The organism is Kocuria himachalensis, assembly GCF_054784195.1.
In genome coordinates this window covers 88,460-104,410 of the sequence record NZ_BAAGPL010000003.1, presented here as the reverse complement: position 1 = coordinate 104,410, position 15,951 = coordinate 88,460, and the positions used below count along the sequence as shown (strand labels likewise).

14 protein-coding genes and 1 pseudogene are annotated in these 15,951 nt (G+C 74.4%); 4 read left to right on the top strand and 11 right to left on the bottom strand.

What is annotated here, in order from left to right; genetic code table 11:
- Positions 1 to 35: 35 nt before the first annotated feature.
- From ACYVM4_RS02265 to ACYVM4_RS02245, 5 genes are all read right to left on the bottom strand, one after another.
- Positions 36 to 320 (bottom strand): FmdB family zinc ribbon protein, encoded by a 285-nt coding sequence (locus ACYVM4_RS02265; protein ID WP_368822920.1) that lies wholly within the window; start codon positions 318 to 320, stop codon positions 36 to 38.
- A gap of 183 nt (positions 321 to 503) precedes the next feature.
- A complete protein-coding gene (locus tag ACYVM4_RS02260) occupies positions 504 to 1,931 on the bottom strand; it encodes an FAD-binding oxidoreductase (RefSeq protein WP_460667525.1) in 1,428 nt (475 codons plus the stop codon).
- A 111-nt stretch (positions 1,932 to 2,042) separates the two neighbouring features.
- Positions 2,043 to 3,656 carry a M23 family metallopeptidase gene (locus tag ACYVM4_RS02255; RefSeq protein WP_460667524.1) on the bottom strand — a complete coding sequence of 538 codons (1,614 nt, stop codon included), beginning with the start codon at positions 3,654 to 3,656 and terminating at the stop codon, positions 2,043 to 2,045.
- 289 nt (positions 3,657 to 3,945) lie between these two features.
- Positions 3,946 to 4,470, bottom strand: coding sequence for a mycothiol transferase (locus tag ACYVM4_RS02250; RefSeq protein ID WP_368822923.1), 525 nt, complete (start codon positions 4,468 to 4,470; stop codon positions 3,946 to 3,948).
- Positions 4,471 to 4,588: 118 nt separating this feature from the next.
- Positions 4,589 to 6,106 carry an MFS transporter gene (locus ACYVM4_RS02245; RefSeq protein ID WP_368822924.1) on the bottom strand — a complete coding sequence of 506 codons (1,518 nt, stop codon included), beginning with the start codon at positions 6,104 to 6,106 and terminating at the stop codon, positions 4,589 to 4,591.
- 122 nt (positions 6,107 to 6,228) lie between these two features.
- On the opposite strand from ACYVM4_RS02245, the gene ACYVM4_RS02240 reads away from it, so the two are divergent.
- A complete protein-coding gene (locus ACYVM4_RS02240) occupies positions 6,229 to 6,774 on the top strand; it encodes a TetR family transcriptional regulator (RefSeq protein ID WP_460667523.1) in 546 nt (181 codons plus the stop codon).
- 9 nt (positions 6,775 to 6,783) lie between these two features.
- Here the strand turns inward: ACYVM4_RS02240 and ACYVM4_RS02235 are convergent, their stop codons facing one another.
- Both ACYVM4_RS02235 and ACYVM4_RS02230 read right to left on the bottom strand, forming a co-directional pair.
- Entirely contained in the window at positions 6,784 to 7,380 is a 597-nt protein-coding gene (locus ACYVM4_RS02235) for a uracil-DNA glycosylase (RefSeq protein WP_460667522.1), read from the bottom strand.
- Positions 7,377 to 8,624: an FAD-dependent oxidoreductase gene (locus ACYVM4_RS02230; RefSeq protein ID WP_460667521.1), complete on the bottom strand. Its 1,248-nt coding sequence runs from the start codon at positions 8,622 to 8,624 to the stop codon at positions 7,377 to 7,379. The genes ACYVM4_RS02235 and ACYVM4_RS02230 overlap by 4 nt, the downstream gene beginning before the upstream one ends.
- A gap of 190 nt (positions 8,625 to 8,814) precedes the next feature.
- Between ACYVM4_RS02230 and ACYVM4_RS02225 the strand changes: the two genes are divergently transcribed.
- Positions 8,815 to 9,372, top strand: coding sequence for a dihydrofolate reductase family protein (locus ACYVM4_RS02225; RefSeq protein ID WP_460667520.1), 558 nt, complete (start codon positions 8,815 to 8,817; stop codon positions 9,370 to 9,372).
- Between the two features lie 21 nt (positions 9,373 to 9,393).
- Here the strand turns inward: ACYVM4_RS02225 and ACYVM4_RS02220 are convergent, their stop codons facing one another.
- Positions 9,394 to 11,091 (bottom strand): RecQ family ATP-dependent DNA helicase, encoded by a 1,698-nt coding sequence (locus tag ACYVM4_RS02220; protein WP_460667519.1) that lies wholly within the window; start codon positions 11,089 to 11,091, stop codon positions 9,394 to 9,396.
- 211 nt (positions 11,092 to 11,302) lie between these two features.
- On the opposite strand from ACYVM4_RS02220, the gene ACYVM4_RS02215 reads away from it, so the two are divergent.
- Positions 11,303 to 12,055, top strand: coding sequence for a TSUP family transporter (locus tag ACYVM4_RS02215; protein ID WP_368822930.1), 753 nt, complete (start codon positions 11,303 to 11,305; stop codon positions 12,053 to 12,055).
- Positions 12,056 to 12,068: 13 nt separating this feature from the next.
- Here ACYVM4_RS02215 and ACYVM4_RS02210 read toward each other — a convergent pair whose 3' ends face one another.
- Together ACYVM4_RS02210 and ACYVM4_RS02205 are read right to left on the bottom strand one after the other, a co-directional pair.
- Positions 12,069 to 12,491 carry a ChaB family protein gene (locus tag ACYVM4_RS02210; protein WP_368822931.1) on the bottom strand — a complete coding sequence of 141 codons (423 nt, stop codon included), beginning with the start codon at positions 12,489 to 12,491 and terminating at the stop codon, positions 12,069 to 12,071.
- 39 nt (positions 12,492 to 12,530) lie between these two features.
- Positions 12,531 to 13,433: an SDR family oxidoreductase gene (locus tag ACYVM4_RS02205; RefSeq protein ID WP_368822932.1), complete on the bottom strand. Its 903-nt coding sequence runs from the start codon at positions 13,431 to 13,433 to the stop codon at positions 12,531 to 12,533.
- A 200-nt stretch (positions 13,434 to 13,633) separates the two neighbouring features.
- On the opposite strand from ACYVM4_RS02205, the gene ilvD reads away from it, so the two are divergent.
- Positions 13,634 to 15,325, top strand: a complete 1,692-nt coding sequence (ilvD, locus tag ACYVM4_RS02200; RefSeq protein ID WP_460667518.1) for a dihydroxy-acid dehydratase — start codon at positions 13,634 to 13,636, stop codon at positions 15,323 to 15,325.
- A gap of 88 nt (positions 15,326 to 15,413) precedes the next feature.
- On the opposite strand, the pseudogene ACYVM4_RS02195 reads toward ilvD, so the two are convergent.
- Positions 15,414 to 15,951: pseudogene (locus ACYVM4_RS02195) on the bottom strand (SRPBCC family protein); the annotation flags it as partial.

Genomic DNA, 15,951 nt, shown 5'->3' with positions numbered 1-15,951 from the left:
GCCTCCTTGGCGGCTGTGCTGCGGTGGTGTGCCTCTCAGGGCCGGGGAAGTCTGCGGTGCAGGGGGTTGCCGGTGGTCCGGGGCCCTCGCCGGGAGTCGGGCGGGGGCGCGGTGACGACGTCGGGCTCCGCGGCGGTGCGCTCGGTGCGCTCGATCAGCCGGGCCGCGGGGGTGCCGGCCCGGGAGAGCCCGGGCGCGCTCATCAGCCGCCGCGCCGCGGCGCCGCAGCCGGGGCAGTCGCTCTCGCGCGTGGCCGCGCCCATGCCCAGCAGGACCTCGAAGTCGCCGCACTCCCGGCACCGGTACTCGTAGATCGGCATGCGGGGGGCCTCCCGGGAACGCGGGGTCTCTGGACTGACGACCCTAGTGCCGGGTCCGGGGCCGGGGAAGGGCTGCCACCGACATCGTCCGGACATGACGGGGCGGGGCCGCTGGTTTCTCGGGCGCGAGCCCGCGCGAGGAGGCACCGCCGGACGTGCGCTCAGGCCCCGCCGGACGTGCGCTCAGGGCCGGCCGGGCAGGACGTTCAGGTTGTGCCGGAAGAGGTTGCCGGGATCGTAGCGGTCCTTGAGAACGGCCAGCCGCTGGTGCTTCTCCCGCCCGTAGGCCAGGCGGGCCGCCTCCGCCGGATCACCCCCGAGCTCGGCGTCCGGACCCATGAGGCCGACGTACTCGCCGTGCTCGGCGAACGGCTGCATCGCGTCGCGCACGGTCCGCACGAAGGCTGCGAGGTGCTCGTCGGCGGCCGGGTCCTGCCGGACGCCGTGGACCATCAGCCAGTACCGCGCGGACCGGTTGGGGAAGGCGGTGGCCTCCTCGGGCACCCTGCCGAAGGCGCCCTCGAGATGGTGGACGTCGATGCCGGCGCCCCGGCAGGTGATCCGGGAGGCCAGTCCGACGAGGACGTCGACGACCTCGTCGTCCAGCCGGGAGAAGGGCAGGTTCCGCCAGTGGCCGTGCGAGCCCTTGGGGAAGAGGCCGTCCCTCGCCCCCTGCCACGCGGGCCACGGCGTCGGGCCCATCTCCTCGGCGTCGGGCGGAGCGTCCTCCCGCAGTCCGTCTACGACGCCCAGGCCGGCGGCGTGGTCCTCGGAGGCCCAGCTGAAGCCCACGGTCAGCACCGGCTCGTCGCCCATCCGGGCCCCCGGGGGCGGGATCGCGAACATGAGGACCGGGGTCATCTCGTCCGGCAGGCCGTGCGTCCACGCGGCGAAGGCGGTCAGGGCGTCCCGCCAGCGGGGTCTGCGGTAGTGGAGGTTCCCCGCGAGCACGGTGGACGGCAGCCGGCGGGCCCGGAAGGTGAAGGAGGTGACCACCCCGAGGTTGCCCCCGCCGCCGCGCAGTCCCCAGAACAGCCCGGCGTTCTCCTCCTCGCTGACGTGCAGGTGGTCGCCGGCGGCGGTCACGACGTCGGCGGAGTCCAGGTTGTCGAGGGTCAGCCCGCTGCTGCGGGTCAGCCAGCCCATGCCCCCGCACAGGGTGAGCCCCGCGACACCGGCCGTGCCGACGAGGCCGCCGGGAACGGCGAGCCCGTGCCGGGCCGTGGCACGGTCGAGAGCGGCGACGGTGGTGCCGGGGTCCACGCTCACGAGCTGGTTCGCGGGATCGACGACGACGCCCCGCAGCCGCCCGAGGTCCAGCACCAGACCGCCCTCGACCGTGCCGTGGCCCGCCACGCCGTGCCCGCCGCCCCGCACCGCCAGCGGCAGCCGCGTGCGGTGGGCCGCGGCCAGGGCCCGGTCGATGTCATCGAGGTCGCCGGCCCGCACGACAGCGCGGGGACGCGCGTCGATCAGGCCGTTCCAGACGCGGCGGGCCCTGTCGTAGTCGGGGTCCCCCGGCTCGACCAGCCCCCCGGTGAGACGGTCCTGGAGTTCCTGGAGCGCCCTGGTCGTCCCGTTGCCCGGCGCACCGTGGTCGGTGGTGCTCATGGCTCCCGCTCCTGCGCGAAAGAAATCGTCAGCCCGGTGGCAAATTCTAGTCCGCCGCACGCCGGACTCGGCAGGTGCCCTCGTCACGCCTGCATAACTCCGCGCAGGACGTCAGGGACGGACGGTCCCGCCCGCTCCGGCGGCCGCCGTGGGCGGGACGGCCGGGTCGGTGGCCTCGGCCGGGTCCGTGGCCGGCGCGGACGCCGTCTTGGGCGCCGGGCGGTCCGGCTCCGCGTCCTCCTTGTTGGGGATCCCGTCCCCGTCGCGGTCCGGGTCGTCCTCGTTGCGCAGGCCGTCCCCGTCCATGTCCGGGTCCACGTCGTTGCGGACGCGGTCGCCGTCGATGTCGTCGTCCAGCTCGTTGGGGACGCCGTCGCGGTCGATGTCGGGATCCTCCACGTCGATGGTCCCGTCCCCGTCGGTGTCCCGCACCGCGTCCGGCACGACGACGGGAGCGACTCCCGGCTCGAGCTCGGGCTCCGGCTTCACCTCGGGCACGGGCACGGGCTTCACCTCGGGTACGGGCACGGGCACGGGCTTCACCTCGGGTACGGGCTTGACGTCGGGCACCGCGGGAGGCGGGGCAGGGTTCCCGGAAGCCGGCGGCGTCGGCACGGGAGCGGGCGGAGGAGGAGCCGTCACGACCGGGGTCGTCGGAGGTGGTACGGCCTCCACCGGCGGCACGGGCTGCTCGACGGTTCCGGTCTTCTCTGTTTCAGCCTTCTTGGCGGCGTCGGCCTGCTTCTTCGCGGCGTCCGCCTTCGTGCGGGTCTCCGTCTTCTCGGCGGACTTCGCCTGCTTCCTGGCCGCCTCGGCCTTCTTCGCCGCCTCGGCCTTCTTCGCCGCCTCGGCCTTCTTGGCGGCGTCCGCCTTCTTCGACGCCTCGGCCTTCTGCGCCGCCGGGTCCTCGACCGTGTCCGGGACGGGGACCTCGAGGGAGTACTTGCTGCGGGAGGCGGGGATGACGCGCATGCCGTCGACCCAGTCGAAGGACTGCGGGTCGACGGCCTGCCCGTCCACCCAGGTCTCGAAGTGCAGGTGCGGGCCCGTGACCCGCACGCCGGTGGCCCCGACCGTGCCGAGCTGCTCGGAGGCGGCGAGCCGGTCGCCGGTCCGCACCCGGACGTCCTCGAGGTGGTTGTAGGTGGTCCTGATCCCGTCCGCGTGGGTGACCTCCACGCGGTTGCCGCCCCAGACGTCCCAGAACACGTCCGTCACCACGCCGTCGAGGGCGGCGACGACCGGCAGGCCCGCCGCGGCGGAGACGTCGGTCCCGTTGTGGAACTCGCGCCCGCCGCGGTCGGGCGCGATCCGCCAGCCGAACTGCCCACCGGGCAGGACGGCACCGGGGCGGGCCGGTGCGATGATCGTGTTGACGGGCAGCTCGCCCTGGTACAGCTTCGGCGCCTGCCGGCCCGGGCGCACCGTCGAGGCCGCCTCGCGGCCGCCGTCACCGCGGCCCGTCCCGGCCCGCCAGGAGCCCTGGCCCGCGCCGCCGTCCCGGACGGGCGAGGCAGTACGGTCCTCCCGCAGCGGTCCGGCCGGCGGGGTGGTCTGCTCCTGTCCGGCCGCGAGCAGGCTCCACCCGCTGTCCGGCCGCTCGGCGGAGGCGGCCGGAGCCCCGAAGGCCGAGGCCCCCCGCTCGCCGCCGGCCTCCGGTGCGATGCCCGCGCTGACCGCGACGCTGACGGCCACGAGGGCCGAGAACGCGGTGAGGGCGGTCACCGGCGAGGAAGCACGGTGACGCAGATCGGTGCGGGCAGGACGGCGAGAGGAGTCGCGGGGCATGACGGTGTTTCCCCCAGGAAGTCGCGGCGAGCGACGAAAAGATCGTGCAGGAGTTCGAGGTGCTGGGACCCAGCGTGATCAGCTTAAGCGAACGGACCCTGACCACCGAGGAAACTCCCGTCCCCACATCAGCGCCTTGTCATGCGACGACTTGATGCAAATGCAAATGGGGGTGGAACCTCCCGTGCGCCTTGCCCGCACGGTCCGGGGTCCCCGCGGGAGGCGGTCAGTAGGGCCCGGACCACCCGTCGTCGAGCAGGCCGCGGACATAGGCTGCCTGGCCGAGGTGCTGTGCGGCGTCGTCGACCGTGCTCACCAGACGCACCCCGCGGGTGACGGGCGGGGTCCACGACCGGTCCACCACGTCGTCGAGCTGAGCGTCCGTGAGCCCGTGCACGTAGGCCACCGTGCGCTCGACCACCGCGTCGAGGTAGCCGCGCAACAGGTCAGGGGACGCCACACGGATCCGCGCGACGTCCTCCGGGCCGTGGCCGAAGCCCGTGGAGGAGTCGGGGACGTCGAGACCGAACCTCCCGCTCCACCCCTCCGCGGTCCACACCTCCTCGGTGCCGGCGAGCTGGGCTACCTGCACGTCCTGCTGGCGGGCCGCGTGCCACACCAGCCAGACCACGGAGTTCGCGGTCCCGCCCGGCATGGTGTTCAGCACCTCCGCCGAGATGCCCTCGAGCACGTGCTCCGCCACCTCGGACGGGCGGCGGGCGGCGTCCTCGAACAGTTCCTGCGGCGTCATCGCGACCACTCCCTCCGTACGGGGGACCGGACCGGCCCCTGCCGCCGAGCCTACGTCCCCCCGGGGCCCGGGGAGCCGCGCCACCGTCCGGTGACGCGGCTCCCCGACGGCGGGCGGGTCAGCGCGTGGCCGGCCGCAGCATGCGGGCGACCGTGAACGCCGCCAGGACCACGACGGCCGTCATGACCACCACCGTCCAGTGCATGCCCGCGGTGAACGCGGCGACCGCAGCCTCCCGCACGGCGGGACCGAGCTCCCCGGCGCCCTCCGCGATCTCGACGGCTCCGCCGAGGGTCTCGTGCGCCGCGGCCGACGGCCCGGCGCCCAGGGCCGCGGGCAGCTCGAGGTGTCGCTGGTAGAACGCCGTCAGCAGTCCGCCGAGCACGGCCGTGCCCAGCACCGCACCGACCTCGTAGCCGGTCTCCGAGATCGCGGAGGCCGCGCCGGCCTTGTGCGGCGGGGCCGCCGTGAGGACGAGGTCGTTGGACAGCGTCTCGGCGAGCCCGATGCCGGTGCCCACCAGGCAGAAGGCCACGAGGACCACCACGGCGCCGGCGGCCGCGGAGAGGTCGGCGAGGGCCACCACGAGGAAGCCGACCGAGGACAGGAGCATCCCCGCCGTGATCACGGTCCGGGGCGTCAGCCACCGCACGGCGCGCACGGCCACGAAGCCGGCGAGGACCGTGAGGACGAGGCCGGGGACCATGGTCAGGCCCGCGGTCATCGGGTCCAGGCCGACCACGAGCTGCAGGTACTGGGTCAGCATGAACAGGAACCCGTAGAGCCCCACGTTGCCGAGGACGTTGACGGTCACGCCGCCCCTGAAGCCCGGGTGCCGGAACAGGGCGAGGTCGAGCATGGGATGCGCCAGGACCGCCTGGCGGCGGACGAACAGCACACCGGCCAGCACGCCGAAGGCCGCGCTGAGCAGGCCGTGGAAGAGCTCCCCGGAGGCCGTCGCCGCCTTGATGCCGTAGACCACGGGGGTCATGGCGAGCATGGCGAGCAGCACGGACGGGACGTCCACGGGTCCGGGCCGGGGGTCGCGCGACTCCGGCACCAGCACGGGACCGAGCACGAGCAGGGGCAGCAGCACCGGCACGGCCATCAGGAACACCGAGCCCCACCAGAAGTGGTTGAGCAGGAAGCCTCCGACGATCGGGCCCAGCGCGGCACCACCGCTGAAGCCGCCGGCCCACACCGCGATCGCGATCCGGCGCTGCCCCGGGTCCAGGAAGATGTTGCGCAGCAGGGACAGGGTCGCGGGCATCAGCATCGCGCCGAAGAACCCCATGGCGGCCCGCCCTGCCACGAGCAGCTCGGCGGTGGGCGCGAAGGCCGAAGCCGCGGAGACGGCGGCGAAGCCCGTGCCGCCGATCAGCAGCAGCCGCCGGCGGCCGATCCGGTCCCCGAGCGACCCCATGGGGATGAGCAGGCCGGCGAGCACGAGGGGGTAGACGTCCACGATCCACAGCAGCTGCGCCCCGGTGGGGTGCAGCGCCTGGGAGATGGTGGGCAGCGCGAAGCTCAGCGCCGTGTTGTCGACCGACACGAGCAGGACGGGCATCATCAGGACCGCGAGCGCGGCCCATTCGCGCGCGCCGGCCGTGGGGCGGGGCGTCAGCAGAGTGGTCATGGTTCACCTCCGGGGAACGGATCGGGATCGGACAGCTGCAGAAACTGTACCGTCCAGACGGTACAGTTATGTGCGAGCTGACACAATGGGGACCACGTCCGACCCAGGGAGGTCTTCCTCACATGCCACGCCCACCCGTGGCCCGGGACAAGCTCCTGGCCGCCTTCGAGCAGATCGTCCTCGACGACGGCGAGCGCGCCGCGACCCTCGACGCCGTCGCCGCCGCCGCCGGTGTGTCCAAGGGGGGCCTGCTCTACCACTTCCCGCACCGCCAGGCCCTCGTGGACGCGACGCTGCAGCGGCTCGAGGAGCTCATGCACCTGGACCTCGAGGCCATGGCGGCGGCGGCGGACGGGGCCGCGCGCTACTTCCTCGTCACGTCCCTGTTCGAGGACAGCCGGCTGGACCGGGCCCTGATCGTGGCCTCCCGCCTGGTCCAGGCCGGGGACGAGAACGCCCGGGCCGCCCTCAAGCGGCTCGAGGAGGCGTGGTACGAGCTGATCCTCGCCGACGTGGGGGACCCTGCGGTGGCGACCGCGGTCCAGCAGATGGGCGACGGGCTCTACCACAACGCGTCGATCGGGCTGCTGCCCGACGGCAGCGCGCAGCGGCACACCATCCTGGAGCGCCTCCTGGCCGCGGTGGACCGGCTCAGCCCACGCCCCTGAGGGGCCGGTTCAGGTCCGCGCCGCGGCGGCGGCCGTGCGCAGCGCGACGAGGATCCGCTGTCGGGTCTCGGCCCGGCGGTGGCCGTTGCGCAGCGACGGGTGCGGCACGCCCAGCACGGGCAGCAGCCGCGGGGGCTCCTCCACGGTGAGCAGGCGCATCATCCCGGTGAGCGCCGGGGCCCCGAAGGTCACGACGACGCGCAGCTCCGGCAGCGCCCCGACCAGCTCGCGGAGAGCAGGTCCCGCCTCGAGGAGGTCCTCGACCTTCGGCGGCCGCTGCCGGCCGCCCTCGTCCCGCAGCGCCCAGGGCACCACGTTCCAGCGCAGGCAGTCGCCGCGGGCCAGCCCGGACTCCTCCCGCAGCGCCCGGAAGGTCCGGGCGGTGGGATCAGGGTTGTCCTCGGAGCTGAACCCCAGGTCCCCGGCCGCCACGGTGGCCGGCCCGGGCGCCTCCATGAGCACGAGCACCCGGGCCGCGGTGCCGCCGCCGTCGGGATCGACCCACGGCACGAACCGACCGCCGTGGCGCCAGGAGCGCACCAGGGCGTTGAGCGGGGCCACGTGGGGCTCGTCCACCCGGGCGCGCTTGTCCGGGACCGCGGTCATGCGCGTGCCGCGCCGTCCGTCGCGCGCAGCGCGGCGGGGACGTGCTCGGGCCGGAGACCGATGCCGATGGCCCGCCCGGTGAGGTGCGGCAGGAACGGCAGCGCCCGGACCACCCCCAGGGGCACCGGGGGCCTCGGCCGCGCCCCGGCCCGGGTGGGCACGAGCCGGCGGGCCAGCACGAGCTGGAACAGCTGGGTGGCGCGCGCCGGCCACGCCCGCCGGCGCTGCACCCGGGCGAGGTCCCGGGCCCGCACCCCGCCGTGCAGCAGGCGCGGCCCGAGGAGATTCGCCGCCGCGACCGCGTCCTGGATCGCGAGGTTGATGCCCACGCCGCCGGCCGGGGACATCGCGTGCGCGGCGTCGCCGAGGAACAGCACCCCGGGCCGCCACCAGCGGCGCAGGCGGTCCACGCGCACGCGCAGCAGCTTCACCTGGTCCCAGTCCTCGATCGCCGCGAGCCCCTCGCCCAGCCCGGGGGCGAGCGCGCGCACCCGGTCCCGGAAGGCCTCCAGCCCCTGGGCGCGCAGCGCGTCGTGCTCCCCGGCCCGCACGATCATCGCGGCCTGCCAGTAGCCGGTGCGCGGCAGGGCGACCACCGCGCCGTCGCCGGCGTTGAACAGCGGCTGCTCCTGCCCCTCGCGGCGGGGCACGCGGAACCACAGCACGTCCATCCGGGACGGCGAGGCCGTCGGGACCAGCCCGGCCGCGGCCCGCAGCACGGAGTCGCGGCCGTCGGCGGCCAGCACCAGCTCGGCCCGGATCCGCACCGGCGCCCCGTCGTCGTCGTGCGCCGTGACGCCCGTGCACCGGCCGTCCTCGACGAGCAGGCCGTCGGCGGCCGTGGAGCGCAACAGCCGGAAGCCGGGCAGCGCCTCGCCCTTCTCGGCGAGCAGGTCCAGGAAGTCCCACTGCGGCAGGAACGCGATGAACGGGCAGCGCACGGGCAGCCGGTCGAACCGCCCGACCACGACCGTCTCCCCGCCGAGGGACACCGTGGCGCGCTCCACGCGGGTGTGCGGCAGCGCCAGGACGTCCTCGAGCCAGCCGAGCTCGGCCATCAGCTCCAGGGTGGAGGGGTGCAGGGTGTCGCCGCGGAAGTCGCGCAGGAAGTCCCCGTGCTTCTCCAGCACGACCACGTCCACGCCCTGCCTGGCGAGCAGCACCCCTGCCATCAGCCCGGCCGGGCCCCCGCCCACCACGCAGCACGTGGTCCGCACCTGCTCCGCCGCCTGTTCCTCCGCCACGGGTGCCTCCCGGACCCTCGCCTGACCGCCGTCCCTGCCGACGATCCCACCGGGGTGCCGGCCGCGCAAGAGGTGGCGCGGTCCGCGTGCCTGCCGGACGCGTCGTGCCGCCCCCCTTCCCCCGGCCGCGCGGGAGCACCAGAGTGGGAACCGCACGGACGAACGCCGACCGCACCGACAGGAGAACCCCATGGGCACGCTGATCGTCACCGAGTTCATCACCCTCGACGGCGTCGTCGACTCCCCCGGCGGCGGCCCGCACCCGCACGCCGGCTGGACCTTCCAGCACGTCGCCTACGAGGAGGCCGCCTACGAGCTCAAGGACCGGGAGCAGAAGGAGGCGGCCGCGATGCTGATGGGCCGGGTGAGCTACGACGAGTTCGCCCCCGTCTGGCCGTCGATGGAGGACTTCGCGGAGTACAACGCCATGCCCAAGTACGTGGTCTCCTCCACCCTGCAGGACCCGCAGTGGCACAACACCTCCGTGCTGCGCTCCCTCGACGAGGTCGCGGCGCTCAAGGCCACGGTCGACGGCACCATCCTCGTGCACGGCAGCGCCACCCTGGCCAAGGGACTCGCCGCCGCGGGGCTCGTGGACCGGTACCACCTGCTGGTGTTCCCCGTGCTGCTCGGCGCGGGCCGCCGTCTCTTCGACGACAGCACCGACACGTTCCGCACCCTGGAGCTGGTGGAGCACGAGGCCTACGCCAACGGCGTCCTCAAGTCCGTCTACGACGTCGTCCGCTGACCGGCGGCCGGCCCCGGGAGCTCACGGCACTTCTCCCCGCTGCTCCTCCGGGCCGCGCACCAGCAGGCCCTGGTGCTCCTCGACCAGGCGCAGGGAGAGCTCCTTGTAGCCGACCGAGTCGAACAGGACGGTGATCCGGTCCGGCTCCGCGCCCATCACGATCCCGTGGCCCCACTCGCGGTGGGTGACCGGGGTCAGGATCTCCCAGCCGTGCGGGGTGGCGGCGGCCCGCTCCGCGGCCTCGGCGGCGGAGCCCGTCTCCGCGCAGGTGTCGCAGTTGCCGCACCAGCCGTCGGTCTCCTCGCCGAAGTAGTTGAGCAGCCAGTCCCGCCGGCACCCGTCCGTCTCGGCGTACCCGCGCATCATGTCGATCCGCGACCGGTCGATCCGGTGCCGGGCCTCGGCCTCCGCGAGCGCGGCGGCCACGGCCGCCTCCGGCGTGGCCCCGCCCACGGCACGGTAGCCCTGCGGCCCGGCGAGCACGCCGCCGCTGTGCTCGAGGAGGTGCAGGGCCCGGGCCTGGGCGCGGGGGCCCAGGCCCGTGTGCTCGCGCAGCTCACGGGCCCGGACCGGCCCGTGCCGGCGGACCGCGCGGAAGACCGCCTCGAGGTCCTCCCGCCCGGGGGCGGTGCCGGCGAAGTACTGCTGGAGCCCCAGGTCCTCGGAGCGGTAGTGCAGCACGGCGAGGGCCGGTCTCCCGTCCCGGCCGGCCCGGCCGATCTCCTGGTAGTAGCTGTCCAGGGAGTCGGGGATGTCCGCGTGCACCACGAAGCGCACGTCCGGCTTGTCGATGCCCATCCCGAAGGCGGTGGTCGCCACCACCACGTCCAGCTCGTCGCCGAGGAACCGGGCGTGCACGTCGTTGCGCTCGGACCGCGTGCGCCCCGCGTGGTAGGCCTCGGCGCGCACGCCCCGCCGGGTCAGCTCGGCGGCGTAGTCCTCCGTCTCCCTGCGGGTCGCGACGTAGACCAGCCCCGGGCCTCCGAGCCCGGAGACCTCCTCGAGCACCGCCCGGCGCTTGTCGGAGGCCTGGTGGTGGCGCACCACCCGCAGCTCGATGTTGGGCCGGTCGAAGCTGTGCACCAGGACCAGGGGGTCGCGCAGGCCCAGCCGGTCGACGATCTCGGCCCGGGTGTGCGGGGACGCGGTGGCGGTCAGGGCGACGACGGTCGGGCGCCCCAGCCGTTCGACCGCCTCCTGGAGCACGAGGTAGTCGGGGCGGAAGTCGTGACCCCACGAGGAGATGCAGTGCGCCTCGTCCACCACGAACAGGGACGGAGGATGCACGGCGAGCCGCTGCGTCGTCTCCTCCCGGGCCAGCTGCTCCGGGGCGAGGAAGAGGAACTTCGCGTCCCCGCGCTCCACGGCCTCCCAGGCGGCGCGCTCACGGCGCGCCCCCACCGTGGAGTTCAGCGCGAAGGCGACCTCCGCCCCGAGGTCCTCGTTGATCGCCTCGACCTGCTCGTGCTGGAGGGCGATCAGCGGGGACACCACCACGGCGGTCCCGGGCAGGACGGTGCCCGGCACCTGGTAGATCACGGACTTGCCGTGGCCGGTGGGCATCACCGCCAGGACGTCGCGGCCGCCGGCCGCCGCCGCCATCGCCTCGAGCTGCCCCTCCCGGAACTCCTCGATGCCGAAGCAGGACGCGGCGACCTCCCGGAGCCGTTCCGCGGGAACCGGTGCGGTGGGCTGTTCCGCGCCCCTGGCGGCGCTCACCGGTTCAGCACGGGAACTGGGCGAGGACGGTCACGGACCCGTGCCCGCCGCCGCTGATCCAGGTCTCGGCTGCTGCTCATGACGCACCCCTCGGTCGACGTCGCCCCGTGGACTCCCATGACCACAAGGCTACTTATCGACTCTGGGAGGAACCACGAAGGACCACCGCAGGCCCGTGTGCGGTCCGGGACCGGGCGGGCGGGGGCGCAGAATGGGGCCCGTGGAGATCATCGTCATCGCGGCTCTCGCGATCCTCGTGGGCTCGGTCCTGCAGCGCGTCTCGGGCACCGGGGTCGGCCTCGTCGTGGCCCCGACCCTCGCCCTGCTGCTGGGCCCCGCCACGGGCGTGCTCGTGACCAACGCGACGACGACCGTCTCCGGGTTCCTCATCATGCTCTCGGTGTGGCGGCACGTGGACTGGCGGCGCTACGCCCTCATCGCCCCGGCCGCGGCGGTGGGCGCGGTGCCGGCGGCGCTCGTGGTGCGCGAGCTGCCCGCCGCCTGGCTGCAGGTGGTGGTGGGCGGCGTGGTGCTCCTGGCCCTGACCACCATGTTCGGGCTCCCCCGCCTGCCCGAGTGGACGGGGCGGCTGCCGACGGTGCTCGCCGGCGCGATCGGGGGGTTCTTCAACACCACGGCGGGGGTGGCCGGCCCCGTCATGGTGATCCACTCCCGGCTCGCCCGGTGGGAGCAGCGCTCCTTCGCCGCGACCCTGCAGCCGGTGTTCATGACGATGGGCGCCCTGTCGGTGCTCACCAAGACCCTGCTCGGGGCGGCCGGGACGGGCGGGATGCCGCCGTGGTGGGTGGCGCCCGGGGTGGTCCTCACGGTCGTGCTGGGCGTGCGGATCGGCGGGGTCGTCGCCCGCCGCGTGCCCCTGAGCACCGCGCGCACGGTCGCGCTCGTCCTCGCGGGACTGGGCGGGGCGATCACGCTGGTGCGCGGGCTGCTGGGCGTCCTCTGAGCGGGACCGTCCCTCAGCTCTCGCGGGCGCGTCGCGTCGCGGCGTCGTTGGCCTTCCCGATCGCGTCGACCAGCTCCTTCTTGGTCATGTAGGAGCGGCCCTCGACGCCGAGCCGCTTCGCCACCTCGTAGAGGTGGTGCTTCGAGGCGTTCGCGTCGACCCCGCCGGCGGTCTCCGCGCGGGAGTCGCGGCCACCCGCGGCGTGCTCGTCCGAGGGCCCGTACTCCTCCTTGGGCTCCCAGTGGTCGCCGACCTTTTCGTGGGTGTGCTTCAGCGCGCTGTAGGCCGTGCGCGCCGCGCGCTCCTCGTCGCCGTACTCCTCGAGCGCGGAGTCGTAGGTCTTGGCGAACGTGTCCTGCGCCTTCCGCCCCGAGCGCTGCAGGGTGGAGGGCAGCTCGCTCTTCCTGGCGTGGTCGTCCTTGCCGGTCTTGGGCACGATGTGCTCCTTCCGTGGGGGGGGGGTGGGGGACGCCGCTCAGAAGACGGGCATGCCGCCGGTGACGCCGAGGACGGCGCCGCTGACGTAGCTGGCCTCCGCCGGGCAGGCCAGGAAGACGTAGGCGCCGGCCAGCTCCGCGGGCTGGCCGATCCGGCCCAGGGGTGTCTCCTTGCCCATGTTCGCGACCGCCCCGGGCTCCTTGGTGGCCGGCCCCAGCGGGGTCCACACGGGGCCGGGGGCGACCGCGTTGACACGGATGCCCTCGGGGCCGAGCTCGGCGGCGAGGTTGGCGGTGACGTTGTTCAGGGCCGCTTTCGTGGCGGCGTAGTCGAGCATCGACACCGAGGGGTCGTAGGCCTGCACGGACGTGGTGTTGATGATGCTGTCCCCGCGGCCCAGGTGCGGCAGGGCCGCACGGCTGACCCAGAGGGTGCCGTAGAGGTTGGTGCGCACGGCCCGCTCGAGGTCCTCCGTGGCGAGCCCCTTGAGCCCCGCCTCCCCGCGGGCCCAGTGGAAGCCCGCGTTGTTCACGACCACGTTGAGCCCGCCGAGGCCCTCGACCGCCCGGTCCACGATGTCCTGGCAGCTCTGCTCCTCGCGCACGTCACCGGGGACCAGGACGGCCGTGCGTCCGGCCTTCTCGATCCACCCCGCCACGTCCTGGGCGTCCTCCTGCTCCTCGGGCAGGTAGTTGATCGCGACGTCGGCGCCCTCCCGGGCGAACGCGATCGCCACGGCCCGGCCGATCCCGGAGTCCCCGCCGGTGATCAGGGCCTTGAGCCCCTCGAGCCGGCCCCGGCCCACCCAGGACGCCTCTCCGTGGTCGGGCACGGGGTCCATGGCGGCGGTCAGCCCCGGGGGCGTCTGCTGCTGCTCCGGCATCCCGCCCTCGTCGTCGGCCATCGCGCGGGCGTGCTGGGAGACGGGTGCTTCAGGCATGTCGGGCTCCTTCAATCAGGTTACTTATCTTTTCCTGCTCCCACCCTAGGAGGACGGGGGCCCCCTTGTCTCCCCCGGCGGGCACAAACTTCCGCGCCGGCCGTGGACAGGCCTCGACGCCCCTCGAGTTCCGTTGATAGGTTCGCGGCACGCCCTGCCCCGCGCACCCCACCGCGCACCGACGACCCGGAAGAGACCGCATGAGCCCCGACATGAAGCCCCGCAGCCGTCAGGTCACCGACGGCATCGACGCGACCGCCAGCCGCGGCATGCTCCGCGCCGTGGGCATGGGCGACGCCGACTGGGAGAAGCCCCAGATCGGCATCGCGAGCTCCTGGAACGAGATCACCCCGTGCAACCTCTCCCTGGACCGGCTCGCCCAGGGCTGCAAGGAGGGCGTCCACGCCGGGGGCGGCTACCCCCTCCAGTTCGGCACGATCTCGGTCTCGGACGGGATCTCGATGGGCCACGTGGGGATGCACTTCTCGCTGGTCTCGCGCGAGGTCATCGCGGACTCCGTGGAGACGGTGATGCAGGCCGAGCGCCTCGACGGCTCCGTGCTCCTGGCCGGGTGCGACAAGTCCCTGCCGGGCATGCTCATGGCCGCCGCCCGCCTGGACCTGGCCTCGGTGTTCCTCTACGCCGGGACCATCGCCCCGGGGTGGGTGAAGCTCACGGACGGCACGGAGAAGGACGTGACCATCATCGACGCGTTCGAGGCCGTGGGTGCGTGCAAGGCCGGGATCATGGGCAAGGCCGACCTGGACCGGATCGAGCGCGCCATCTGTCCGGGCGAGGGCGCCTGCGGCGGGATGTACACGGCCAACACCATGGCGTCCATGGCGGAGGCCCTCGGCATGAGCCTGCCCGGCTCCGCGGCCCCGCCCTCGGCGGACCGGCGCCGGGACCAGTTCGCCCACCGCTCGGGGGAGGCCGTCGTCGAGATGCTCCGGCAGGGCATCACCGCCCGCGACATCCTCACCCGGGAGGCCTTCGAGAACGCGATCACCCTGCTCATGGCCCTCGGCGGCTCCACGAACGCGGTCCTGCACCTGCTCGCCATCGCCCAGGAGGCCGGGGTGGACCTCACCCTGGGGGACTTCAACCGGATCGGGGACCGCGTCCCGCACCTCGCGGACCTCAAGCCGTTCGGCCGGTACGTGATGAACGACGTCGACCGGCACGGCGGCATCCCCGTGGTCATGAAGGCCCTGCTCGACGCCGGGCTGCTGCACGGGGAAGCCCTCACCGTGACCGGCCGCACGGTGGCCGAGAACCTGGCCGCCCTGGACCCCGGTCCCCTGGACGGCGACGTGATCCGCACGCTCGACAACCCGATCCACCGCACGGGCGGGATCACCGTCCTGCACGGCTCCCTGGCGCCGGAGGGCGCGGTGGTGAAGTCCGCGGGCTTCGACGCCGAGGTCTTCGAGGGCCCGGCCCGCGTCTTCGAGCGCGAGCAGGCCGCGATGGACGCCCTCGAGGCAGGCGAGATCACGGCCGGGGACGTCCTCGTCATCCGCTACGAGGGCCCCAAGGGCGGGCCCGGCATGCGAGAGATGCTGGCCATCACCGGGGCGATCAAGGGCGCGGGGCTGGGCAAGGACGTCCTGCTGCTCACGGATGGGCGGTTCTCCGGCGGCACCACGGGCCTGTGCATCGGCCACATCGCCCCGGAGGCCGTCGACGCCGGTCCGGTCGCGTTCCTGCGCGACGGCGACCGGATCCGGGTGGACCTGGCGGCCCGCTCCCTGGACCTGCTGGTGGACCCCGAGGAGCTGGCGCGGCGCCGCAGCGGCTGGGCCCCCCTGCGCCCGCAGTACGAGGGCGGCGTGCTGGGCAAGTACGTCAAGCTGGTGCGCTCGGCGTCGCTGGGCGCCGTCACCGGCTGACCGTCCGGTTCCGCCCCACCGGGCGTCCCGCTCGTGCGCCGGGCCCCGACCGCATGCGGTCGGGGCCCGGCGCACGAGCGGGGACGGCTCAGAGCGGGCCGCCGGCGGGGCGGTCGCCGGTGCCCCGGGCGGTGGGGTCCACGTCCAGGTCCGCGTCGACGGTGTCGTCGGCGAGGGCCCCGTCCACGGTGGGGATCGGCGGGACCTCTCCGGTCACGGTCTCCCCGGGCACTCCCGGTGCGACCGGTGCCACCGGCGCGGCCGGCGGTGCGGTCGACTCGAAGGTGACCGGCTCCGCGTCCGGGCCGGAGTCCTTCTTCTTCGCCGCCGCGGCGGCCACCCCGGCGGCGGCCACCCCGGCCGCGGCCACACCCGCGGCGACCGCCTTGCCCGACACCCCGGCCTTGCCGTCGTCACCGCGGGAGGCCGCGGCGTGCTCCACACCGGGCGTGCCGACCGGGGCCCCCTCGTTGACGGAGCCCCGCCAGGCGCCGGTCGCGTAGCCCTCGGCCTCGATGAACTTCTTGAACCGCTCGAGGTCGCCCTCGGCCTGGTTCTCGACCACGTTGAGCTTGTCGCCGATCTTCTCCACGAGGCCCTCGGGCTCGTACTCGAGGACGAGGTGC

Excerpts from the sequence above, each read along its gene's own strand:
- ACYVM4_RS02265 (WP_368822920.1), bottom strand. The coding sequence starts at position 320 with ATGCCGATCTACGAGTACCGGTGCCGGGAGTGCGGCGACTTCGAGGTC.
- ACYVM4_RS02260 (WP_460667525.1), bottom strand. The coding sequence starts at position 1,931 with ATGAGCACCACCGACCACGGTGCGCCGGGCAACGGGACGACCAGGGCG.
- ACYVM4_RS02250 (WP_368822923.1), bottom strand. The coding sequence starts at position 4,470 with ATGACGCCGCAGGAACTGTTCGAGGACGCCGCCCGCCGCCCGTCCGAG.
- ACYVM4_RS02245 (WP_368822924.1), bottom strand. The coding sequence starts at position 6,106 with ATGACCACTCTGCTGACGCCCCGCCCCACGGCCGGCGCGCGCGAATGG.
- ACYVM4_RS02240 (WP_460667523.1), top strand. The coding sequence starts at position 6,229 with ATGCCACGCCCACCCGTGGCCCGGGACAAGCTCCTGGCCGCCTTCGAG.
- ACYVM4_RS02235 (WP_460667522.1), bottom strand. The coding sequence starts at position 7,380 with ATGACCGCGGTCCCGGACAAGCGCGCCCGGGTGGACGAGCCCCACGTG.
- ACYVM4_RS02225 (WP_460667520.1), top strand. The coding sequence starts at position 8,815 with ATGGGCACGCTGATCGTCACCGAGTTCATCACCCTCGACGGCGTCGTC.
- ACYVM4_RS02215 (WP_368822930.1), top strand. The coding sequence starts at position 11,303 with ATGGGGCCCGTGGAGATCATCGTCATCGCGGCTCTCGCGATCCTCGTG.
- ACYVM4_RS02205 (WP_368822932.1), bottom strand. The coding sequence starts at position 13,433 with ATGCCTGAAGCACCCGTCTCCCAGCACGCCCGCGCGATGGCCGACGAC.
- ilvD (WP_460667518.1), top strand. The coding sequence starts at position 13,634 with ATGAGCCCCGACATGAAGCCCCGCAGCCGTCAGGTCACCGACGGCATC.